The sequence below is a fragment of the Burkholderia sp. AU30198 genome (assembly GCF_020419825.1).
Classification (GTDB): Bacteria; Pseudomonadota; Gammaproteobacteria; order Burkholderiales; family Burkholderiaceae; genus Burkholderia.
Genome location: NZ_JAIZSA010000007.1, coordinates 124,139 through 145,935, shown reverse-complemented (window position 1 = coordinate 145,935; position 21,797 = coordinate 124,139). Strand labels below are relative to the sequence as shown.

Below are 21,797 nucleotides of genomic sequence, written 5' to 3'. Positions count from 1 at the left end.
GCGCAATCCGTAGATGCCTCGATTCGCTGAATCCGCCGCGATGGCGGCGGCCGGCCGTGATGGTGCTCTCGCAAAAGGAAACGAGTCCTTCGGATGGGAGCGGCAAACCATACTCCCACCAGACCGATGTGCAGACGCTTCGAGCACTGGAGACGCCAGGCCGAAGCCGGCCACGCACGACGGATTGCCTACCCTTTCCGGATAATCAGATGCGCCCTTTCGATACCCCCGATCTGAAGTCGGCCACTTTTCTCGCGGACCGGTACCCGACCTACCGCACGCTGCAAAGCAACTTTCCCCATTTCGAAATCGACATCAACGGCGAGCGCTGCATCGTCCTGACGCGATACAGCGACGTCGACGAGGTGCTGCGCAACCCGCTGGCGACCGTCCAGCAGGCGCCCGGCACGTTTCCCGAGCGCATCGGCACGGGCGCGGCGGCGCGCTTCTATCGCGAATCGCTGCCGAACATCGATGCGCCCGATCACACGCGCATCCGCCGTATCGTTACCCCGGCGTTCAATCCGAAAACCGTTGCGAACATGCGGGGCTGGGTCGAAAAGGTCATCCTCGACCATCTGGACAAGCTCGAAGGCGAGACCGAGATCGATTTCGTGTCCGACTTCGCGGATCCGGTTCCGGCTGAAATCGCTTGCCGGCTGCTGCACGTGCCGCTTTCCGATGCCGGCGAACTGTTCGCGCGGCAGCACGGCCTGAACGCGGTACTGAGCGTGTCGGACATCACGCCGGAGCGCCTGGCCGAAGCAGATGCGTCCGCCACCTTCTATTACGAGTACATGGACGATGTACTCGACACTCTCAAGGGCAAGCTTCCCGAGGACGACTTCGTCGGCGCGTTGATCGCGGCGGAAGGCGCGGACAACGGCCTGACGCGTTCCGAACTGGTCACGACCCTGATCGGCTTCCTGGTCGCCAGCTATCACACGACCAAGGTGGCGATGACCAACACGGTGCTGGCGCTCCTGAATCATGAAAGCGAGAAGGCTCGCCTGATGGCTCAGCCCGACCTCGCCCGCACGGCTTGGGAAGAGTCGTTGCGCTATGACGCCCCCGTGCATTTCGTGCACCGCTACGCGTCGGAGGCGATCGTGATCGGCGGCACGACCGTCGAGAAAGGCACGCGCCTGTTGCTCGGGCTTCACGCGGCCAATCGTGACGAAACCCGCTTCCCGGACGCCGGCCGCTTCGTTATCGACCGGCCCGACAATCGTCATCTGGCATTCGCAGGCGGTGGCCACTTCTGCCTGGGATCCCAGCTCTCCCGCCTGGAGGGCGATGTTCTGCTGCGCACGATCTTCCAGCGTTTCCCCGGGATGCGTCTGACGGAAACGCGCTTCGAACGCGTGCCGGACCTGACGTTCCCGATGCTGCTTCGCATGGCGGTTTCGCTTCGTGCCAACGCGGGGTGATCGCTCATGAGTCAGGTCACCATCGAGATACAGGGCGATATGTGCTGCGGCTTCGGTAACTGCGCCAGCCTGTGTCCTCAAGTGTTCGTGCTCGACTACGACACGAACCGTGCGCAGCTGGTGCCCGATGCACCGGTGGACGCCTATGCCGCCCGAATCGCGCAGGCCGCCAGCGAATGCCCGACGCAGGCCATCTTTTTCAGTCAATCCGGCGACGACGAGTGGAAATCGCATGCGTGACCCAGCCATACCGCGCGCGCTAGCCGAGTGGCGACCGATGCGCCTCGTGGATCGCTACCGGCTCGCCGAGAACATCTTTGCGGTGACGCTCGCGAGCGAGTGCGGGATACCGCTTCCGGAGATCGCACCGGGCGACCACATAGAGGTTCAAGTGCCCGGAGGCACGCGCGCCTATTCACTGTGCAACCCTCCCGGCGCACGAGGCCACTATCTGCTGGCCATCCACCATTCGACCTCGCGGGGTGGCGCACATTACCTGTGCGACACGTGCAGCATCGGCGACACCGTGCAGGTGCGTGGCCCCGGCAATTGCTTCGCATGGTCGCCGACGCATCGACGCGTCGTGTTGATCGCGGGAGGTATCGGCATCACGCCGATCATCTCGATGGCGGAGCATCTGGCACTGCTGGGCGTGGATTTCGACATGCATTACAGCGCGCGTAGCCGTTCGGCGGCGGCGTTCGTGGACCGGCTCGACGGCAGTGCGTACCGGGATCGGGTTCGCTATCACTTTCGGGACGATCCGCGATGTGAACGGCTGGATCTCGACGCGCTCTTCAAAAGCCTCGATGCCACCCGGAACGTCTACCTGTGTGGGCCGAACGCGATGCTGGCCGAGGCCAGGGCATTGAGCGAACGGTATTCGCTGTCAGACCGTCTGCATTACGAACGTTTCGGTGCGAGCCGCCCCGCATCGGATCTGCCGGTGCCGACCGGCGGTTTCGACGTGTGGGCGGCCCGAAGCGGCCGGCGTGTCGAAGTACCGGCGGATTGCTCGATTGCCGCCGCCTTGACCCGGGCCGGCGTCGATGTGCCGCTTTCCTGTGAGCAAGGCGTCTGCGGCATGTGCATGACGCGGGTATTGGACGGTATCCCGGACCACCGCGATGCAGTGCTTTCGGACGCGGAGCGCGCGGCGAACGACGTCATCCTGCCCTGTGTGTCGCGCGCGAAGTCGGCCTCGCTCACGCTGGATCTATGAGGTGGCCTTCGCGGCTTCCAATCCCGATTACGCCGATTGCTGTGGTCCCTGCCGGGGACACCCCACAAAACACTCAGGAGAGAAGATGAGACTTGCGATGTTTCGCGAAGGCGGCACCGACCGCATTGGCGTGGTCGAGGCGGACACCATCATCGACGTGACCGCCGGCCTGCCGGCACTATCGGCGGAACTTGCCGACTGGTTGCCCGGACTGGCGACCTCCTGGCGCATGCTCGCGCTGCTGGCACGCGAATCGACCGTGCGCTTGCCGTTGTCGGCCGTCCGCCTTTTGCCGCCGATACGGCGACCGTCGACGTTCCTGGCGATCGGTGGCAACTACGCGTCGCACCTCCGCGAAATCGCACATTTGAACGTGAGTGTGGGGGAGCACCAGATCTGGTTCAACAAGCAGGTCTCGTGCATCACCGGGCCGTTTGACGACCTCATCGTGCCGGCAGGCATGTCGACGCTCGACTACGAGGTCGAACTGGCGGTGATCATCGGCCGGCGCTGCCGCAACGTGTCGGCACGGGATGCCGTGCATTACATCGCCGGATATACGGTCTGCAACGACGCGAGTATCCGGGAACGACACAGCCGCAGCCCGACCATCACGCTGGCGAAATCGTTCGACTCGCTCGGCCCGCTCGGCCCGTGGATGGTGACGGCGGACGAGATCCCCGACCCGCACGCGCTTCAGGTCCGCACATGGGTAAACGGCGAATTGCGGCAAGACGGCAATACGGCGGAGATGCGCTTCAACATTTTCGAGCAGATCGAAGAGCTCAGCAGCGCCATGACCCTGGAACCCGGTGACGTATTGGCCACCGGCACGCCGGCCGGCATCGGTGCCGCACGCCAGCCTCCGTTGTTTCTTTCACCGGGCGACGTCGTGCGCATGCAGATCGAAGGTATCGGCGAAATCGAGAACCGGGTAAGCGCCGCGGGCCCTGCACGCACCTGATCGGCGTCGTCGCGTGCCGTATTGCAGTCATGCGCAGGACGGGATCATTCATTTAAATCAGGATTGCAGATCATGCTGTGTATCACATTCGACAATTTCGGCAATGCGGCTGGCGATTCGCTGCCGTGGGACTGCCCGGCCGATGTCCCTCCGGTGGAATGGGCCGCCTACAACAGAATCGGTCTGGAACTGGGCCATCCACGCATCCTCAAGCTGCTGGACGATCTGCACATCCGTTGCACGTACTTTGCGGAAGGGTACGCGGCCGTCTTGCATCCGGACGAGATGAGGCGCTGGCATGCCGCCGGCCATGAACTCGCCGTGCATGGCTGGAAACACGAGATCTGGTCGGGCATTGCGTCGCGCGAAGAAGAGGATCGCCTGGTCGGACTGGCCGTGAAGCGCATTCACGCCGTCACCGGGGAGGCGCCGACAGGCTTTCGGCCCCCGGGGCTCGCCATCAATCCGTGGACGGACGACGTCCTGGCGGCTCACGGCATCCGGTATGTCTCCCGGTTCCTGCCGGGTTCCGGCGCGGGAGTACATGGCGAGGATGCGAAGGCAACGGTCGCAAGCCGGCTCGATGTGCTGCCCACCGATCCGGCGCTGATCGATGGCGCCGTGATCCATCCGCGGTTCGGCGGAATCTTTGGCGCACTCGATGCGGCGGCTGCCTACGACAAGCTCCACCGGCTGGCCGTTGCGCATGAGCGCACGCGCCCGGACGAACCTTGGGTGCTGGTCGTTCATCCGTTCACATCGGGCAACCGGGCGTGGTTCGGGTTCGAGGACTTCATGCGGCGTCTTGCGGGTGAGTTCGGCGCATCCCGCTTCTGCCTGGCGAAAGACGCGGCATCGACGACGCTGCGCGCCAGCACGGGCATCCACTGATGCGGGGGGCGCCGTCGCACGCCGATCGGCTCACGCCCCACACGGTGCGCGTCAGGCATGGCCATGACGGACGCATTTCAAAAAATAGAAAACACGAAAAAAGGAGACAAACCATGAGGCAATTCATCTTTCTCGGACTCTTTCTCTGGGCACTCTCGCGTGGTGCGATGGGGGCGCAAGGGGTGACCTACGGCGGTCCGGTCGGCGGTACCGACATCCAGAACGCCTATCTCCCGCCGGCGCCAGGGCTGTATGGATCGTTCATTGGCGTCGGCGCGTATGGCGATCAGTTTTACGACAACGCGGGGAAGAGTTCCGCGATGTCGGTCAGGATGCCGGGCGGGATTGCCGAGTTCGGCTTGCTGTACGTCTATCCGTTCAAGCTGTTCGGCGGAACGCTGGGCAGTTCCGTTGCGACCGGGTACGGGTGGGGCAACATCACCATCAATGGCAGGCGTGAGAATTTCAAGGGCATCAACGACATCTATACCGACGTGCTGACGTGGAGCAAGCACCTCGGATCGTTTGAGGGAGGCATGCCGCGAGGGTTGACCGTGAAGCTGGGCTATTCGATGGTGATCCCGACCGGGAAATACAACACCACCGATCTGTATACGACCGGACAGAACACGTACTACTACATTCCGAACGCGGCGCTCACCTATCTGACCGGGCCCAATTTCCTGGGCGACGGCACCGAGTTCAGCGTGCACTTTTTCCTGGATGTGGCCGGCAAGAACACTGCGAAAAACTACACGAACGGCGTGGTGGCAGACGTCGATGTGGCGATCAGTGAAGTGATCGGCAGATGGCAGGCCGGCGTGGCGGGCTATTACGCGCGGCAGTTTACCGACGACAGGGAGAGCGGGCAGCCTGTCCCGGGTGGAAACCGGTTTGCCAGTGCGGCTGTCGGGCCCGTCGTCGCGTACAACATTCCCGAGTGCAAGTGCAGCGTCAAGTTCAAGGCACAGTTCTCCGTGTTCACGCGAAATTCGCTCGCGCCCAACGCGGCCTATCTGTTTTTCAACAAGGCATTCAACTGACCGGGGAGGGGGCGGCCGCGCGTCGGCATGCACGGGCTTCCGCCGCGAAACCTGGCCGAGCGGGCGCCGTTTAGGTGGGCCGTTCGGAACTTCCGGCCTTCCGTTCCGGGCGGCGCCGGCGGCCGTTCGGCCGGTGACCGATCGGCTCGGCCGCCGCGATGCACGCGGCGGCCGACGCATGCGTTACCGCTCTTCCGCCCGAAGGGACAGCAGGCCGAGCAGCACCTCGTCACGGCGAGCGGCCAACTGGTCGATCGAGCGACCGTCCACCTCGTCCTGAATGCCGTCGATCATTTTCCGCCGGACCTCCGGCGTGATTTGCGGCGACCCCAGCACCTTCCACCACGCGGTCATCGGGCCGGTGAACTGATCGAAGAAATGCTCGATGCCGCCTTGTCCGCCACCGAGATGAAACAGCAGGTTCGGACCCATCACGCCCCAGCGCAGGCCCGGCCCCCAGCACACGGCCGTATCGGCATCCTTGACGCTCACGACGTCTTCCGCGACCAGATGGACGATCTCGCGCCAGAGGGCCGCCTGCAGGCGGTTGGCGACATGGCCGGGCACTTCCTTGTTGAGCCGGATGGTCTTTTTCCCGAGGCGCGTATAGAACGCCGTCGCGCGTTCGATCGTTGCCTCCGATGTCCGGTTGCCGCCGACGATCTCGACGAGCGGAATGAGATGCGGCGGATTGAACGGGTGGCCGATCACGCACCGTTCGGGGTGGCGCTCGCACGCCGACTGGATGTCGCTCATGGTCAGGCCGGACGAACTCGACGCGATGATCGTGTCCGGCGCGAGAATCGCGTCGAGATGCTTGTATAGATCCTGCTTGAAGTCGATCCGCTCGGGGCCGTTCTCCTGGACGAAGTCGGCGCTGGTCACCGCTGCGTCGAGGTCGGTCGTGAACTGCAGCCGCGCGCGCGAAGCGCCCGGTGCGAGGCCCATGGCTTCGAGTGCGGGCCATGCCGCGTCGATGAATGCGTCGAGCTTTGCGCCGGCGTCCGGCGCGATGTCGGTCGCGACGACGTCCAGGCCTCTGGCGAGAAACAGCGCCGCCCAGCTTGCGCCGATGACGCCGGTGCCGATGATGGCGACACGGTTGATTGCCTTGCTCATGGCTTGCGATCCTTCGAATGGAGTGAGGTCAGACGAACGCGCTGAAACCGGTGATCGCCTTGCCGACGATCAGATGGTTCATTTCGCGCGTGCCTTCGTACGAATAGAGGGCTTCCGCGTCGGAAAAGAAGCGTGCGACGTTGTAGTCGAGCACGATGCCGTTGCCGCCGAAGATTTCGCGTGCCCAGGCGACGGTCTCGCGCATGCGGCTCGTGCAGAACGCCTTGGCCAGCGACGATTGCTGATCCAGCAGCTTGCCCTGGTCCTGCAGTTCGGCGAGCCGGACCACCATGCATTGCGACGCGGTGATGTTGCCGAGCATCTTCGCGAGGTGGTCCTGAATCATCTGGAACGATGCGATCGGCCTGCCGAACTGTTCGCGGGTCTGCGCGTAGCGCAGTGCATGCTCGTAGGCGCCCATGCTGCAGCCGACGGCCTCCCATGCGACGTATTGGCGGGTCAGGCGCAGCACGCGCGCCGTGTCGCGGAACGACATGTCGCCCTGGAGCCGGTTTTCTTCTGGCACGCGGCAGTTGTCGAGGGTGATCACGCCGTTCTGCACGACCCGCAGCGCGATCTTGTTCTCGATCTTTTCGACGGAAAAGCCCGGCGTGGTCTTGTTCTCGACGATGAAGCCCTTGACCTGGTTGTCGTCGACGTCGCGCGCCCAGATGATCGACAGGTCGCACCAGGGCGAATTCCCGATCCAGCGCTTCTGGCCGTTGAGCACCCACGTATCGCCTTCCCGCTTGGCGGTGGTCAGCAGGCCACCGCCGGAACCCGACCCGACCAGCGGCTCCGTCAGGCCGAAGCAGCCGATCTTCTCCAGGCGTGCCATCGGCGGCAGCCATTTCTGCTTCTGCTCTTCCGACCCGCCGAGATAGATCGATCCCATCGCCAGCCCGCTATGGACGCCGTAGAAGGTCGAAATGGACGAGTCGACGCGCGCCAGCTCCATCGCGATGAAGCCGTCGAGCAGCGTGCTGCCGCCGGGGCAACCGTAGCCTTCGAATCCGATGCCGGCGATATTCAGGTCCCGGATCTCGGGGATCAGCTCGAACGGGAACGCGTCGTCGGCCCAGTAGGTGTTGATGATCGGTGCGACGCGGCTCTCCATGAACGCACGTACCCGTTTCATCAGGGCGAGATCGGACTCGCTCAGGAATTCACGGATCAGGTAAAAGTCGCTGTCGGGGGCTGGAAGCGGGTGATTCGGCTTCGCGCTGGCTGTCATGATGATGTCCTTGTGAGGCGGAATTCAGGAGGCGTTCGACGGCGCATGCAGATAGTCGTGAACGACTTCCGCGCCGGCGATCGTCAGATCGGTCAGGAGATGGACGGCGGAAACGACTTCGAGCACCGGCAGCCTGGCGACCGGCGCGAAGCAGTGCGGATGCAGTTCCAGCGAGGCCGGGCCGGTCCATGCGCCTTTCACCGTGATGTCGGTCACGTAGTACCGGACCAGTTCGCAGACGCGGGCCGTTCCGTCGACGTGCGGCAGGATCTTCAGCAGGAAGCCGGGCGCTTCGAGCGTCTTGCGGACGGCGGCGAGATCCAGCGGCTCGTACTTGTAGGCCATGGTGGCGGTGGCGACGCGCACGCCGTTGTAGTCGAGCGTGCCGACCAGCGCGTCGTTTCGCACTTCGAGCTTCGGTTGCGCGAGCACCTTGGGAAAGCCGAGCAGTTCCCGGCCGGACGCGATGCCCGCTTCGCTGTCGAGGTACATGGCATGCGTGAAGCCGCCGGGCGCGCCGTTGAACGAGACGGGGACGACCTGGCCCGATTCGGTGTACGAACCGAGCCCGCTCGAGTCGGGCATCTTGATGAACTCGTACTTGACGAGCGGCTCGGTCGGCCGCAGCGGCTCAGGGACGATGCGCGCAAGCGCTTCCGGATCGGTGCGATAGGTCACGATGATGAATTCGCGATCCACGAACCGGAACGGTGGCTTGGGATAGGCCGGGCTGCCGAACGGCATCGCGTACGCGCTGGCACGGATTTCAGCTTCAGTCATGAAATGCTCCGAATGGGCGGCTGGCATGCGCCAGCCGGTGTGTTGGGTCGGAAGAGGGGCGGGCGACGGGGCGGGCGTGTGTCAGTTCGCGTCGTCGAAGCGGGCAACCGCGCCCGAATCGTGAAGGCGAGCGATATCGGCATCGTCAAAGCCGATCTCCGCCAGGATTTCGGCGCCGTGCTCGCCGAGTTGCGGTGCCGCGCCGGGCGCCACCTTCTTGCGCCCCTTGATTTGAATCGGATTGCTGACCGTTCGCGTGGCCGGTTTGCCGGGGATGTCGAGCGGCACGACGATTTCGTTGATCTCGAGCTGGGGATCGTGAATGATTTCGTCGGCGATCTGCACGACACCGAAAATCACGCGCTCGGCCGCGAGCGTCTGCTTCCAGAAGGACAGCGGCTGGCTCGCAAACAGCGGATCGAGTATCTCGACCAGCGCGGCCGCGTGCTCGACGCGCAGTCGCTCGTCGGCAAAGCGCGGATCGTCCAGCAGCGCAGGCAAGCCGGTCGCACGGACGAAACCCGGCCACTCCTTGCGTTGTGCCGCGACCAGCAGGATCCAGCGGCCGTCGCTCGTCCGATACGGGTTGAGCAGCGCATTCGGCGGATTCTTGCGGTCGTGCTGCGGAAAGAACCGGCCGCCGTTGAGGCCGCCTTCGACCCAGGCCGCCGCCGCCCAGATGCCGTTGGCGATCAGCGACGTCGTCACGTGGCTGCCCTTGCCGGTTCGGGTGCGCTCGTAGAGCGCGGTGACGATCGCGGCGTACAGGGTCGTCGCGGTGGCGTGGTCGCCGATTCCCGGAATGGGGAGGGTCGGCGGGCTGCCCGCATCGTGCGTGACTTCCATGAGGCCGGAGCGCGCCCAATAGGCGGTGACATCGAATCCCGGCGTGTCGGCATCGGGGCCGTCGGATCCGTAACCGGTAATGTCGGCGTAGATCAGCCGGGGATTCAGTGGCGCGAGATCGTCATAGGTCACGCCCAGGCTGGCCCGCACTCGCGGCGGGAAATTGACGACCACGACGTCGGCCCATTGAACGAGGCGTGCCAGCACGGGCCGCGCGTCGCCCGATTTGAGGTCGAGCGCGATGCTGCGCTTGTTGCGGTTCGTCAGTTGCCACGCATAGTTCGTCGCAGCAACCGGGTTCGGCGGAATGCTCGAAAAGAAGCGATAGACGTCACCGGTGCCCGGTGGTTCGATCTTGATGACGTCCGCGCCGAAGTCGGCGAGGATCGTCGTGGCGGCAGGGCCGGCAATGTAGCTCGCGAGGTCGAGCACCTTGAGGCCCGAGAAAACGTGTTGTCCGTCAGTCATGGAAGTGTTTCGAATTCGAGGTTGAGAGAGGGCGTGGCGTCGAGGGGAGCGGCCCCGGAGGCACGATGTCGTCGTGCATCAGCGCCCGTGGAATACCGGCGCGCGCTTCTCGAGAAAGGCCGCGGTGCCTTCCTTCTTGTCGTCGGTCGCCGCGCACAGCGCGAACAGCTTTCCTTCCAGTGCCAGTCCTTCCGGCAAGGCCGCGTTCAGGCCGAGATGGACGGCGTCCAGCGCATAGGCGACGGCCAGCGGCCCATTGGCGGCGATCTGCGCCAGAATCGCTTCCGCGCGGGCGATCAGCCGGTCGGCTTCGACGATTTCATTGACCAGCCCGATCCGGTGCGCTTCTTGCGCCGACACCATTTCGCCGGTCAGGATGAGTTGCAGCGCGATACCCTTGCCGACGAGACGGGGCAGTCGTTGCGTGCCACCGAAACCGGGGATGAGCCCGAGCCTGACTTCAGGCTGGCCGAACTTCGCGGCGGGGCTCGCGAGCCGGATCGTGCACGCGAGCGCGGTCTCGCATCCGCCGCCGAGGGCGAGGCCGTTGACGGCAGCGATCACGGGTTTGCCGAGATGCTCGATGAAGTCGAGCAGTGCCTGGCCGGCGCGCGTGCGCCGCTCCGCGTCGATCGGCGTCGCCGTGGCCAGTTCGCCGATATCCGCACCGGCAATGAACGCGCGCTGGCCTGCGCCGGTGAGGATGACGCCGCGAATCGATGGATCGTTGCGCGCATCGTCGAATGCCGCATGCAGTTCGTCGATCGCCTGCTGGTTCAGCGCGTTCATCACGTCGGGGCGGTTCAGCGTCACGTAGGCGATCGCGGCCCGCTTTTCATAGAGCAGGGTATCGAAGCGGGGGGATGACAAGCTGTTGGACATGCGGTCGGTTTCTCCGAAGAAGGGCGCTTGCTGATCCGGGACCAGGGGCGTCCGGATGGCGGGAACGAAGCGGCGTGGTGGTGTGTTGCAGCGCGAGAGGCAGGCGTCAGGCGTCGGGCATCCGGGTGTCCTCGACGGCGGCGGCGAGGATCATGAAATTCAGGTTGACGGGCTTCGATTGCAAGCGGATCCGGCTCGGCCGATAGACGAGGTCGCCGGCGTATATCGCGCCATGCGACAGCGCGCAGACGCCTGCGCGGCGAGCGATGCCGATCTTCCAGATCTGATCGCCGTAGTGGCAGGCGGTCGGGTCGAGCCATGACACGCAGATGGTCGATTCGCTTTGACGCCCGAGGACCCTGACCGTGGCGACCGACGAACCTGCGCCTGCGGGCGTCCTTTGCCCATCATCGCGGCCGCGCGCAGCGACCGGGGACGCGCGCCGATGCCCGCTGTCGAGCATGTCTACCAGGTGCGACCATATCGAACGATCCGGACTGCCACGCTCCATCCATGTGACTCCTCTTACCTTCACTTCATTCAAGTAAGTGGTACTGATTTGAAACAATCCTAAGGCGGCGCCGATCCTGCGTCTATGTGGGTTCCCACAAAGGCATTAGCTTTTTTTCCAAACGCGAATGCGCTCGACGCGCGGGGGCAGTCCCGGGAGACGGGTGAGGCGTGGGGAGGGGGCGCGATCACGCGACGGGCGCGGGAATACCCGGATCGCGAGAGGGTGCAAGAGGGTACGAGATGGCGCGCGGGACGCGAACACGCAGGCCATCTGCGGCATGGGGTCACGCACAATCCATGCGGCACGCGGTGAGCGTCAGTCGTCCGATACCGGCATGCCGCGCGGTATCAGACGTCGATCCGCTATCGGGAGGACGTGGGGCGATGCAGCGAGTGGGCGATCGCCGCGAAGTCGGCCTGAATGACCGCGAACAGGAAGGCGGTGGACATGCCGAACAGCAGCACGCCGTCGGATGACTCGATCGCGCCGAGCATGCGCCAGTTCGGGGTCAGCGAAAGGCCGGATGCGCCGCGTGTGGCCATCGTGTCGAGCGAGAAGAACAGTGCATCGCTGAACGAGCCGAGCGCCTTCAGATGAACCAGGACGACGGCCCACAGAGCCGCTTCGAGCGTATGCAGCGTGCCGAGCGTGATGCAGATGAAGGTGACGATGCCTACCAGCTTGCGCAGTTGCACGTGAATGGTGTTGTGCTGCATGTCGAGTGCGCGGCGTATTCGACGCGCGCCGACGGCCAGGAGGACCATCGCCGCCGCGTGAATCAGGATGTTGATCATGCTGAGAAGCGCACCGATCGTCCAGCTTTCCATGATGAATGGGTTTGTTCAGGAATGGGAAGGAAAATGGAACCGGGTCAGGCATCGGGCAGCGTGGGTACCGCAGCCTGATCGCCGGTTGCCGTCATGTGCGCGCGCTGCGCAGCTTGAGCGCGATGTCGAGCTTCGAGATCCAGCCGGCATCGTCCAGGCGCGCGCCGAGCATGTTCTCGATGCGCTCCAGGCGGTAGTTGAGCGTGTTGGGGTGGATGCCCAGGACGCTCGCAGTCGCCTTGAGTCGCTGGAACTGCGCGAAGTAGGTCTGGAGCGTCTCGAGCAATTCCGGTTCGATGGCCAGTCGTTCGATCAGGGACGTCAGGTAGCTCAGCGCACGCTGCGTGCCGCGGAGGCTTTCCTCGACGGCGATTTCGGCATACAGGCGGACGCGTCCGTCGTCGAGGTGGTGGCGGCCGAACCCGAGCGCCCGGCTCGCCTCGTTGGCGGACTGGGCCCAGCCCGATGCGCCTTCGCCCGGCAGGCCGACGCCGATCGCGGTGACTTCAGGCAGCGTATCCGCGATCGACGCGATCTGCTTCACCATCTGCGCGTCGTTCGTTCCCGCCGCGTCGCCAGGCCGGACGGGTATCCACATGAGCAAATGCCCGCGAAACCAGATGGCGAAAATGTCGTCGGCGGACAGTTTCAGGTGCCGGGCCGCCGCCGCGACGATGTGGTCGATCTCGCTCTTGAAGGTGATCGAATTGCTGTCGATCGACGCGATGTCGACGGCCAGCGCCACGCGCGGCACCGACACATCAAGACGCAGCGCCGCCGCCGTCTTGTTGAATTCGTCGGTGTCTTCGGGGAAGTTGAAGATGATGCCGTGCAACTGGTAGCGCAGCGAATCGCGCCAGCGCGCCTGCTTGTACTGCTCCTCCAGATAGGTCTGCGCCACTTCCTGCGACATGATGTCGAAGAATTCCATCAGATAGGGAGAAACGCGGAACAGGAGTTCGTCGCGCAGGCTGTCGTTGTCATCGGCGAGCCCGATATAGAAGCACCACAATTCGCGCGACCCGAGTCGGAACGCGCGGAGCAGCGCTTCCAGCGGAACGCCCTGGTAGACGCGCCGGCGCCCGTATTCGCGGAAACCCTCGAGAGCGTCCTCCGACGGCATCCGGCCCGATACGAGACTTTCGAGCCACAGCGTCGACGACAGGGTGATCGAATGACGAATATCGAGCCGCGTGGTCGAATCGAGATCCGCGTAGGGCTTGACGACCATCAGCGCCTTGTACACGCGATCGACGAAGACGGCGTTGTTCGCGGCGACGCTGGCGGTCCACTGGCGCAGGGCCGGCGAGATCTCGGGGATGGCGGTGGTCATACGAATTCGCTCCTGACGAATGCCTTGCACGATCGGACGGTGCGCCGGGAAGCCTGAATGGTACGTCCGCGAGCGGTCGTGCTGTTGAACGGATTGAACAAAGCTTGGCGGTACAGAGGATTGCCGCTTGCGTCGCTGCGGTTCGCCGCCCATGTGCCCCTTGCGGGACCCTGCGGCAACGCCGCGCAACGGCCGGTTCACGCTACCGTCGTAGCCGTGCCGGCACCGTTGCGCGACGCGCGCCGAAGCTCATTCCATTCAGCGCTTGTCCAGCCAGCCGTTGACGTAGCTGGCCACATCCTTCCAGTTCTGATCCACGATCAGCACATGACATTGCCCGTCGAACTGATGGAAATCCGCGACCGACGAAGCGTCGCTGTATTTCTGGAAGTTCTTGAGGTTGAGCGCGGCAGGGATGATGTGATCGTCTTCGCCGCCAATCATCAGCAGCGGCCCGTGCGGCTTCGTGAAATCGATCTCCGCCACCTTGCTGCTGGTACCGCGCCCGACCCGGCGCGACTCGGGCACCGCATAGTCACGGTAAAGCTGCTGCGCTTCGGCTTCCGGCACGCAATTGGCAAACGCATAGCGGAAATCGTCGAACGTCGGCGCAAAGGGCTCATCGACATTCGCGAACGGGCTGATCACGGGCCAGTTGCTCTTGATGAACGACCATTTCGCCACGATCAGGCCCGACGCCGGCGCCGAATCGATGGCCACGGCCTTGGCGGCCAATCCCTCCGACAACAGCTTCTGCGCGACCAGTCCACCCATCGAATGCCCGATCACGATCGGCTTTTCCGGGAGCTGGCGCAGCACCTGGCGATAGCGCTCGATCACTTCGTCCAGCGTCAGCTTGCCCAGTGCCGCCTGGGCCTCCGGCGAGCGTTGCTGCTCGAGCGTGCCGTCATGCAGCGGCCATGCGGGCGCGATGGTGTGATAACCGAGCTTCTGGAAATAGGCCTGCCAGTTGTCCCATGCCTTGGGCGTCATGAACATGCCGTGGATGAACACGATCGTCCGCGGATGAGCGGCCGGCTGACTGGCGGTCGTGGCCGACACGGCAGCGGTGGAGGGCGCGGTGGTCGCCGCCGGCGCGCCGGACTGGTCGGAACAGGCCGCGGTCGAGGCCAGCAAGCCGGCCAGCAGCACGGAGCCGCAAAAGATTCTTGAAATACCGGTTCGTTTTTTGATTGCTTCAAACATCGCCATTGCTCCCTTGAGTAAAACACGTCGGCATCGTTGCCGGTGCGGTATCGCGCGAACCCTTGCCGGATTGGCGGGATCCGCCAGCTCGATCGATCGTGGCCACGCACCATCGAGTGCGCCCCCGTGGACGCGAGCCGCACGGGGGCGAGCGCGGAGGATTTACAGCTTGCCGGCCTTCAGCGCGTCCAGTGCGGCCTTGACGCCGGCACCGTACGCAGGATCGGCCTGGGTGCAGTGCTCGATGTGCTTGTCGATGATGGGTTGCGATACGCCGTGGATGTTGCGCGCCGTATTCGCGAACAGCAGCTGCTGCTTTTCAGTCGTCATCAAGCGGAAGAGATCGCCCGGCTGCGTGAAGTAGTCGTCATCGTCTTCACGGAAATTCCAGTGATTGGCATCGCCGTAGAGCTTTTCGACGGGCTCGGCGAACGCCGGTTGCTCCTGCCATTCATTGCGGGTGTTGGGCTCGTAGCCGATGGTGCGGCCGTAGTTGCCGTCCACGCGCATCGCGCCGTCGCGATGGAACGCGTGATACGGGCACTTCGGTGCATTGACGGGGATCTGGTGATGGTTCACGCCCAGGCGGTAGCGCGCCGCGTCGGCATACGCGAACAGGCGCGACTGCAGCATGCGATCCGGCGACGGGCCGATGCCGGGCACGAGGTTGGACGGCGCGAACGACGCCTGTTCGACATCGGCGAAATAGTTGTCGGGGTTGCGGTTGAGCTCCATCACGCCGACCTCGATCAGCGGGAAGTCCTTCTTGCTCCACACCTTGGTCAGGTCGAACGGGTGGAAACGGTAGGTCTGCGCCTGTGCTTCGGTCATGATCTGCACGCACAGCGTCCACTTCGGGAAGTCGCCGCGATCGATGGCTTCGAGCAGGTCGCGCTGGCTGCTTTCGCGATCCTTCGCCACGACGGCCGCCGCCTCGTCGTCACTCAGGTTCTCGATGCCCTGCTGGCAGATCCAGTGGAACTTCACGTAATGACGCGCGCCTGCGGCATTGATGAGGCTGTACGTGTGCGAACCGAAGCCGTGCATGTGACGGTAGCCGCGCGGAATGCCGCGATCGCTCATGACGATGGTGATCTGGTGCAGGGCTTCCGGAAGCCCCGTCCAGAAATCCCAGTTGTTCTCGGCGCTGCGCAGGTTGGTGTACGGATCGCGCTTGACGGCGTGGTTCAGGTCGGGGAACTTGAGCGGGTCGCGGAAGAAGAACACGGGCGTGTTGTTGCCCACCAGGTCCCAGTTGCCTTCCTCGGTGTACATCTTCACCGCGAAGCCGCGGATGTCGCGCTCGGCGTCGGCCGCGCCGCGCTCGCCGGCCACGGTCGAGAAGCGGGCGAACAGGTCGGTCTTCTTGCCGATCTGCGAAAACACCTTGGCGCGGGTGTACTGCGTGATGTCGCCGGTCACGGTAAAGATCCCGAACGCACCCGAGCCTTTCGCGTGCATGCGGCGTTCCGGGATGACTTCACGATGGAAGTGCGCCAGTTTCTCCATGTGCCACAGGTCCCGCAGCAGCATGGGGCCGCGAGGGCCGGCGGTCTGCACGTCCTGGTTGTCGGCAACGGGTGCGCCGGCGGCGGTGGTGAGCTTACTCATCAATGAACTCCTTCCTGGGGGATGAAGCCGAACGGCGCGAACGCTGTTCAGCGGCTGGGTGTCGAACGTCGCCGCTCCGGACGAGCAACGTCGATTCGCTCTCTTATGCCGGGTGGGATAACCTGATCGTCAGGAATACGATACGTTGCGTTTGTTTCAGGAATTGGCTTCCCTGGCCTTGCCGCGCTCGGCCGGTGTCACGCCGAGCGCGCTCTGGACGGCCTCGAAGCGCGAGCCGACCTTGAGCTTCTCGAAGATGTTCTTCAAATGCCACTTGATGGTCTCGGGGGCGACGCACAGCGCCCGTCCGATTTCCTTGTTCGACATGCCGCGGGCAATGTGATTGAGGATCTCGATCTCGCGCGTGCTGAGCAGGTTCCGGGCGTCGCGCGCGTTGCCGTCGTCGGCCGGGGCGCGATGCGGATCGAACGCGGCGAGCAGCCGCTCCACGAAGGCCGGTTGAATGCCGCTGCGCTCGGACGTATCGCGGTTCCATGTCGTCAGCAGGCGCAGCACGGGTTCGCCTTCATCGACGAAGCTGCCGATCATGCCGTTCGGCTGCGCATAGCGCAGCGCGTCCGTCAGCGCGGCCGACGCCGCCTCATGCGCGTGTTCCTGCTGGAGCGCCACCGCGTACAACAGCGACATCCGTGCTTCCAGGTAGGTCATCCCGGCACGGGAGAGCGTGGTCCTCAACTCGCGCAGCCGTTCGGCCGCGCGGTCCGGCCGGCCTGTCGCGAGGTCGAGTCGTGCCTCGATCTCGCACCAGCTTGCCCACGTCTCGATGAAGCTGCCCATCGGCGTCGGGATCTGCTCCGGCATCAGCGCGTCCAGTGCGTCGGCGGCTTCCGTGGCGCGATCGACCCAGCCCTGCTGCAGACACAGCCGGACGATCTCCGCGTCGCACGACGCGCGCATGCGCAGCCAGTGCCGGGAGGCGGCGATTTCGCTCGCTTGTTGCAGGCACAGCAGCGCGGACGCGATGTCGTCGTTGCGCGCATGAAGCCGTGCCGCGGTGCGGCAGTAGCTCGACAGGGAGCCGAGCGGGCAGGCTTCCGCCGTGATGGCCGAGCGGTCGTTGATCAGTTGCCGCGCGCGGGACAGATCGTTCTGCTCGTAGCAGAGTGCCGCCAGGTAGCCCGCGGGAACCGCCGCCGCCGCCGAATGGCGGAACACGTTCGCCTCCGCATGCGCGATCGCCGATTCCAGCAGCGCGGCCGCTTCCGGCAGGCGGCCGTTCACCAGCAGGTTCAGCCCGAACATGCATTCGCGGTAGACGTTGGCGTAGATGAAGTCGTGATCGTCGGCCGGGACGGCGGCAGCGCCTTGCCTGAGCCGCTCGACTTCGTCGAAGCGGCTGTCGTAGATCAGGCCGAAGATGTGCGCCGTTTCCCCGAGCCGCCTGACCCATGCGGACGCGGGCAGCGACGAGAGGACGACTTCGCGCCCCAGCTCGAGCGACCGGTAGCTGTCGTCGTCGAAGCCGGAAATGGCCGCATCCACGGCAATCATCTCGATGGGCAGCGCCGTGTCGGGTTCGCCTTCCGTCCGTGTGCGATCGGCATGATGGCGCGCAAAGTCGGATTGCGCGTGCCGCAGCACGTCGCCGGCCTCCGGCATGCGCATCAGGAACGCAAGCGCCCATGCGTTCGCCAGTCGCAAGCGCAGCCGCGACTTCACCAGTTGACGCGGCAGCTTGCCGATCAGGCTCAACAACGTGTTGACGTCGCTGCGATCCATCAAGGCTGCCGCGCAGTTCTCGACCCAGATCGCGGCCTGCAGCGTGTCACCGGCGGCGAGCGCGTGACGCACGGCGTCCGGCCATTGCCGCGCGTTCGCGAACCACTGGCTGGCGCGCTGGTGAATTCGCGGCAATTCATCGGCCAGTTGCCGGGCGGCACGCCGCCGCAGCGCGTCGGACAGCAGCGCGTGATAGCGGAACCATTGCCGCTCGTCGTCGAGCGCGCGGATGAACAGGTTGTGACGCTCGAGCCAGTCGAGCTTTTCCCAACTGCGGGCGCCGGCGCCCATGATGGCGTCGCAGAGGCCTGGGCTCAGGTGATCGACGATCGATGTCCGCAGCAGGAACTGATACACGGGGCGCGGCAGGTGCGACAGGACGGCGTCGTCGAGATAGGCGTCGATGCCGAATCGATTGCCGGCGAGATCGCGCGCGACCTTGGTGGCGTCCGCTTCTTCCTTCAGCGACAACGACGCGAGCTGCAAGCCCGTGATCCATCCTTCGGTCGCGTCGGTCAGCATCTCGACGGCGCCGCGGTCGAGCGGCGCGGTGGCGGTACGCGCGAAGAACGCCTGCGCATCGTCCGCGGAGAAGCGCAGGTCCGATTCGTCGATCCGCAGAAGCTGGCCGTGAGTCCGGAGCTGGGCAAGCGCCAGCCTCGGCTCACCGCGCACGCCGAGCAGCACGTGGAAATTGGCCGGCGCGTAGCGCAACAGGCGCGACACCACCGCACATACCGGGGAAGACGTGAGCCGGTCGAAATCGTCGAGGATCAGAAAGACCTGCTTGCCGCACGCGGCGATCTCGTTGAGTAGCACGGAGATGACGGTCTTGCCGGGCGTCATCGGATCGTTGCGCAACAGCTTTTCGGCCTGCTGACCGATGCCGCCCGTGCCGTGGTTCAACGCAGCCACGAGGTAGGCGCCGAGCTGATCGGGATTGTCGTCGTCCTGGTCGAGACTCAGCCACGCGACGAGCTGATGGCGGGTGCGGAGCACTTCACACCATTCGGACAACGTCGTGGTCTTGCCGAACCCTGCCGGCGCGATCACCAGCGTGACTGCGTGCTCGGCCGCCGCGGCCAGTTTCTTCGACAGCGTCCGCCGCGCGACGCGGAACCGGGGCGGGCGCGGCGGCGCCATTTTTGTCTGTATCAGCGAGAGATTCCAACGAGGCTCATCGGATTCGGACGGCAAGTTCATGGGGGAGAGTCCGGAATGCACCACATCATGTTAATGATAGTCGCCACCACTGCGATGAGGGTTTTCCCACGGTAGGGGGGGAGTCGCATCGCGCCCCCCCGTCGCCACGCGCCGGCCTCCCCTTTGGAGGGGGGCACATCCACCGGGCCTGCTTTTAGTCTTGCATTCAGTTCACGTCGATCCGGCGCTGCGATACGGTCATCCTCGTTTCGCATGACGTCGTGACCGACGTGCTTCGTCGAATCGAGCCCTACCGGAAGTATGTCAAGGAGTCCTTTGTGCCTACCGCATCGCCGATCGGTCAGACGTCATCGACCTGTACCTGCCTGCTGCCGATCCCCCCTGCGGGCCCGACGAGGTTCGCCTCCTGACGCACGGGCGCCATCGTGCGCGGCGCCGCCCGTCGCGCGATGGCGCCCGCCTTTCCCTTCCTCAGCCGAGTGCGGCATCGGGCCGGATCGGCCTGCCATGGCCGCGGCCGCAACGTTGGCCCGCGCGGGTCGGCACGGGCGCCGACGGCTCGATCGCCTCGGTAGCGAATGCCGGATGGCCCGCGGCGATTGCCTGTCGTTCGACATGCAATGCCGTCGATGAAGGTCATGTGCGTCGTCGATCGCGTCGACGCATGTTCAGTTTCTGCCGGACGTGACGCGTCCGGATCGGGAAGCATCCGCGCGGCGCGAGAACCGGCCGTGACGGACCTGTTGTGACGTGTAGCGAAAGCGCCGATCGGCATCCAGCCGTGACGCGACATTGAAAATAACGATCTTGGGTTGGAGGATAGACATGAAATCGACATGGCGTCAGGGAACGCTCGGCCTGGCCATTGCTGCGTCGCTGGGCGCGACGTCCGGCATGGCGCATGCGCAAAGCAGCGTCACGCTCTACGGCGTGCTCGATGCCGCCGTGCTCTACACGAACAAGTCGCTGAATCCGGCGACCGGCGCGAACGCCGGCCACCAGTTCGCGATGGTCGACGGCGCCGCGTCGGCATCGCGATTCGGCTTGCGGGGCGTGGAGGATCTGGGCGGCGGGATGAAGGCCACGTTCGTCCTCGAAAGCGGCATCGACATCCCGAGCGGCGGGTTCGGCAATTCGAACGGCAACATGTTCGGCCGCCAGGCGTGGATCGCGTTGAGCGGCGGATTCGGGTCGGTCAAGGCCGGCCTGCAATACTCGCCGTTCGTGCTGTCGCTGATCGGCACCGATCCGCGCGACGTGGCGTATTTCGGCAGCGGTGCCGTCATCTATGTCGACAGCGTGCTGGTGACGGGGCTGTTCAACCAGAACGCGGTGTCGTACACGAGCCCGGACATCGCCGGCTTCCAGGGCAGCGTGATGTTCGGACTGGGCGGGAAGGCGGGCGATTTCCAGGCGGGGCGGCAGTATTCGGCGAGCCTCAAATACCAGCGAGGCGGATTCCTCGTCACGGCGGCGCTCTACAACGGCAACGCGGGCGGCACGGCGGGGACGCCGATTCCCAGCACCGTCCCGTTTACCGGCCGCACCATCGGCGCGGCATACAGTTTCGGCGACTTGACCGTCAAGGGTTCCTATGCGCTCTACAAGGTGAGCGGCGGGTTCGACAGCCGCGTGTACGGCGCCGGCGCAAGCTACACCATCACGCCTGCCGTCGAAGCCGATGCGGGCGCATGGGTGACGAGCGACGGCAACGATACCGGCAACCGCTCGGTGCTGACCGCGATCGGGCTGCGGTACTTCCTGTCGAAAGCGACGACGGTATACGGGCAGGTCGGCGTGGTTCACAACCACGGCCTGATGAATACCGGGCTCGCGATCAACGGTGCGCTGCACGAGGGGCCCGGTACGACCGTCGGTACGGTGGTCGGCCTGCGTCATACGTTCTAGGCCGGCACGCGCCGTCGGGGTGCCGAGGCCGCACCCCGGCGGCATGCTCGCGAGACTCGACCGGCGGCACGGCGCCGGCCGGCGAAGCCCGGCATTGGAGATTTTCACAGTGTCGTTGTGCGATTTCACGATTCTCCGGCCGTGCCCCGCCCTCTAACATCGGAGATCGAGCCGCGCGGTGCCCGATCCCGGCCCGACAGGTGTTCCGCCAGGCGGCGGAACCCGCGTCCGGCTGTCGCGGCCACCCGCCCGCGCGTTCTCGCGCCCTGTTCGTTCAATCCATGAAGCCATTCGCCGGCATCCCGTCATGCCGTCCCTGCCCGTTGTCGTGAGTACCTTGCAGATGCGTTCGTCCATCGCCCTGACCATCGTTTCGATTGCAGCAAGCCTGTTGCTCGAAGGATGCGCGCCCGCGCCGTCGGTTGCCGTATTCGGCGCGGCTTTTCCGGATTGGCTGTTCTGCATCGTCGGCGGCGTGCTGGGCACCGTGGTCGTCCACGTCGTGCTGGGCAAGTGCGGCAAGCGCGATCTGCTCGCGCCGGTGGCGATCGGCTACCCCGCACTGTCCGCGGTGTTCGCGATGGCGTTCTGGCTGCTCTTCTTTCCTCACTGATC

The 21,797-nt window shown here is 64.9% G+C and carries 19 protein-coding genes; 8 read left to right on the top strand and 11 right to left on the bottom strand.

Annotation, left to right across the window (positions count from 1 at the left end; translation table 11 throughout):
- Positions 1-128: 128 nt before the first annotated feature.
- The 6 genes from LGN19_RS39800 to LGN19_RS17275 all read left to right on the top strand — a co-directional run bounded on the left by LGN19_RS39800 (position 129) and on the right by LGN19_RS17275 (position 5,550).
- On the top strand, positions 129-1,430 hold the full coding sequence (locus tag LGN19_RS39800; protein ID WP_226216217.1) for a cytochrome P450: 1,302 nt from the start codon (positions 129-131) through the stop codon (positions 1,428-1,430).
- 6 nt (positions 1,431-1,436) lie between these two features.
- Positions 1,437-1,670 carry a ferredoxin gene (locus tag LGN19_RS17295; RefSeq protein ID WP_226216215.1) on the top strand — a complete coding sequence of 78 codons (234 nt, stop codon included), beginning with the start codon at positions 1,437-1,439 and terminating at the stop codon, positions 1,668-1,670.
- A gap of 37 nt (positions 1,671-1,707) precedes the next feature.
- The gene (locus tag LGN19_RS17290) at positions 1,708-2,652 is read left to right on the top strand and encodes a PDR/VanB family oxidoreductase (protein ID WP_226216213.1); all 945 of its coding nucleotides are present in this window, start codon (positions 1,708-1,710) and stop codon (positions 2,650-2,652) included.
- An 85-nt stretch (positions 2,653-2,737) separates the two neighbouring features.
- Entirely contained in the window at positions 2,738-3,616 is an 879-nt protein-coding gene (locus LGN19_RS17285; RefSeq protein ID WP_226216211.1) for a fumarylacetoacetate hydrolase family protein, read from the top strand.
- 72 nt (positions 3,617-3,688) lie between these two features.
- A complete protein-coding gene (locus LGN19_RS17280) occupies positions 3,689-4,507 on the top strand; it encodes a polysaccharide deacetylase family protein (protein ID WP_226216458.1) in 819 nt (272 codons plus the stop codon).
- A 113-nt stretch (positions 4,508-4,620) separates the two neighbouring features.
- Entirely contained in the window at positions 4,621-5,550 is a 930-nt protein-coding gene (locus LGN19_RS17275) for a transporter (RefSeq protein WP_122948451.1), read from the top strand.
- A 183-nt stretch (positions 5,551-5,733) separates the two neighbouring features.
- Here LGN19_RS17275 and LGN19_RS17270 read toward each other — a convergent pair whose 3' ends face one another.
- From LGN19_RS17270 to LGN19_RS17220, 11 genes are all read right to left on the bottom strand, one after another.
- Positions 5,734-6,669 carry a 3-hydroxyacyl-CoA dehydrogenase NAD-binding domain-containing protein gene (locus tag LGN19_RS17270; protein ID WP_174956607.1) on the bottom strand — a complete coding sequence of 312 codons (936 nt, stop codon included), beginning with the start codon at positions 6,667-6,669 and terminating at the stop codon, positions 5,734-5,736.
- A gap of 28 nt (positions 6,670-6,697) precedes the next feature.
- Positions 6,698-7,903 (bottom strand): acyl-CoA dehydrogenase family protein, encoded by a 1,206-nt coding sequence (locus tag LGN19_RS17265; protein WP_226216209.1) that lies wholly within the window; start codon positions 7,901-7,903, stop codon positions 6,698-6,700.
- Between the two features lie 24 nt (positions 7,904-7,927).
- Positions 7,928-8,683, bottom strand: a complete 756-nt coding sequence (locus LGN19_RS17260) for an acetoacetate decarboxylase (RefSeq protein WP_122948454.1) — start codon at positions 8,681-8,683, stop codon at positions 7,928-7,930.
- Positions 8,684-8,764: 81 nt separating this feature from the next.
- On the bottom strand, positions 8,765-9,997 hold the full coding sequence (locus LGN19_RS17255) for a CaiB/BaiF CoA transferase family protein (RefSeq protein ID WP_122948455.1): 1,233 nt from the start codon (positions 9,995-9,997) through the stop codon (positions 8,765-8,767).
- A gap of 78 nt (positions 9,998-10,075) precedes the next feature.
- Positions 10,076-10,879 (bottom strand): enoyl-CoA hydratase/isomerase family protein, encoded by an 804-nt coding sequence (locus LGN19_RS17250; protein WP_122948456.1) that lies wholly within the window; start codon positions 10,877-10,879, stop codon positions 10,076-10,078.
- Positions 10,880-10,985: 106 nt separating this feature from the next.
- On the bottom strand, positions 10,986-11,390 hold the full coding sequence (locus tag LGN19_RS17245) for a DUF3331 domain-containing protein (protein ID WP_226216207.1): 405 nt from the start codon (positions 11,388-11,390) through the stop codon (positions 10,986-10,988).
- A gap of 365 nt (positions 11,391-11,755) precedes the next feature.
- Positions 11,756-12,220 carry a two pore domain potassium channel family protein gene (locus LGN19_RS17240; RefSeq protein WP_174956610.1) on the bottom strand — a complete coding sequence of 155 codons (465 nt, stop codon included), beginning with the start codon at positions 12,218-12,220 and terminating at the stop codon, positions 11,756-11,758.
- Between the two features lie 91 nt (positions 12,221-12,311).
- Positions 12,312-13,754 (bottom strand): PucR family transcriptional regulator, encoded by a 1,443-nt coding sequence (locus tag LGN19_RS17235; protein WP_226216206.1) that lies wholly within the window; start codon positions 13,752-13,754, stop codon positions 12,312-12,314.
- A 57-nt stretch (positions 13,755-13,811) separates the two neighbouring features.
- Complete coding sequence (locus LGN19_RS17230; RefSeq protein WP_226216204.1) at positions 13,812-14,759, bottom strand: alpha/beta hydrolase; 948 nt, start codon at positions 14,757-14,759, stop codon at positions 13,812-13,814.
- A gap of 162 nt (positions 14,760-14,921) precedes the next feature.
- Positions 14,922-16,370 (bottom strand): catalase, encoded by a 1,449-nt coding sequence (locus tag LGN19_RS17225; RefSeq protein WP_226216203.1) that lies wholly within the window; start codon positions 16,368-16,370, stop codon positions 14,922-14,924.
- A 156-nt stretch (positions 16,371-16,526) separates the two neighbouring features.
- Positions 16,527-19,253: a LuxR C-terminal-related transcriptional regulator gene (locus LGN19_RS17220; RefSeq protein ID WP_226216201.1), complete on the bottom strand. Its 2,727-nt coding sequence runs from the start codon at positions 19,251-19,253 to the stop codon at positions 16,527-16,529.
- An 846-nt stretch (positions 19,254-20,099) separates the two neighbouring features.
- Here LGN19_RS17220 and LGN19_RS17215 point away from each other — a divergent pair.
- Both LGN19_RS17215 and LGN19_RS17210 read left to right on the top strand, forming a co-directional pair.
- The gene (locus LGN19_RS17215; protein ID WP_226216200.1) at positions 20,100-21,182 is read left to right on the top strand and encodes a porin; all 1,083 of its coding nucleotides are present in this window, start codon (positions 20,100-20,102) and stop codon (positions 21,180-21,182) included.
- Between the two features lie 307 nt (positions 21,183-21,489).
- Entirely contained in the window at positions 21,490-21,795 is a 306-nt protein-coding gene (locus LGN19_RS17210) for a YtcA family lipoprotein (RefSeq protein WP_226216198.1), read from the top strand.
- Positions 21,796-21,797 lie beyond the last annotated feature (2 nt).

Excerpts from the sequence above, each read along its gene's own strand:
- LGN19_RS17270 (WP_174956607.1), bottom strand. The coding sequence starts at position 6,669 with ATGAGCAAGGCAATCAACCGTGTCGCCATCATCGGCACCGGCGTCATC.
- LGN19_RS17240 (WP_174956610.1), bottom strand. The coding sequence starts at position 12,220 with ATGGAAAGCTGGACGATCGGTGCGCTTCTCAGCATGATCAACATCCTG.
- LGN19_RS17220 (WP_226216201.1), bottom strand. The coding sequence starts at position 19,253 with ATGGCGCCGCCGCGCCCGCCCCGGTTCCGCGTCGCGCGGCGGACGCTG.
- LGN19_RS17275 (WP_122948451.1), top strand. The coding sequence starts at position 4,621 with ATGAGGCAATTCATCTTTCTCGGACTCTTTCTCTGGGCACTCTCGCGT.
- LGN19_RS17295 (WP_226216215.1), top strand. The coding sequence starts at position 1,437 with ATGAGTCAGGTCACCATCGAGATACAGGGCGATATGTGCTGCGGCTTC.
- LGN19_RS17255 (WP_122948455.1), bottom strand. The coding sequence starts at position 9,997 with ATGACTGACGGACAACACGTTTTCTCGGGCCTCAAGGTGCTCGACCTC.
- LGN19_RS17250 (WP_122948456.1), bottom strand. The coding sequence starts at position 10,879 with ATGTCCAACAGCTTGTCATCCCCCCGCTTCGATACCCTGCTCTATGAA.
- LGN19_RS17225 (WP_226216203.1), bottom strand. The coding sequence starts at position 16,370 with ATGAGTAAGCTCACCACCGCCGCCGGCGCACCCGTTGCCGACAACCAG.
- LGN19_RS17230 (WP_226216204.1), bottom strand. The coding sequence starts at position 14,759 with ATGTTTGAAGCAATCAAAAAACGAACCGGTATTTCAAGAATCTTTTGC.
- LGN19_RS17290 (WP_226216213.1), top strand. The coding sequence starts at position 1,708 with ATGCGCCTCGTGGATCGCTACCGGCTCGCCGAGAACATCTTTGCGGTG.
- LGN19_RS17285 (WP_226216211.1), top strand. The coding sequence starts at position 2,738 with ATGAGACTTGCGATGTTTCGCGAAGGCGGCACCGACCGCATTGGCGTG.
- LGN19_RS17280 (WP_226216458.1), top strand. The coding sequence starts at position 3,689 with ATGCTGTGTATCACATTCGACAATTTCGGCAATGCGGCTGGCGATTCG.
- LGN19_RS17210 (WP_226216198.1), top strand. The coding sequence starts at position 21,490 with ATGCCGTCCCTGCCCGTTGTCGTGAGTACCTTGCAGATGCGTTCGTCC.
- LGN19_RS17260 (WP_122948454.1), bottom strand. The coding sequence starts at position 8,683 with ATGACTGAAGCTGAAATCCGTGCCAGCGCGTACGCGATGCCGTTCGGC.
- LGN19_RS17215 (WP_226216200.1), top strand. The coding sequence starts at position 20,100 with ATGAAATCGACATGGCGTCAGGGAACGCTCGGCCTGGCCATTGCTGCG.
- LGN19_RS17265 (WP_226216209.1), bottom strand. The coding sequence starts at position 7,903 with ATGACAGCCAGCGCGAAGCCGAATCACCCGCTTCCAGCCCCCGACAGC.
- LGN19_RS17245 (WP_226216207.1), bottom strand. The coding sequence starts at position 11,390 with ATGGAGCGTGGCAGTCCGGATCGTTCGATATGGTCGCACCTGGTAGAC.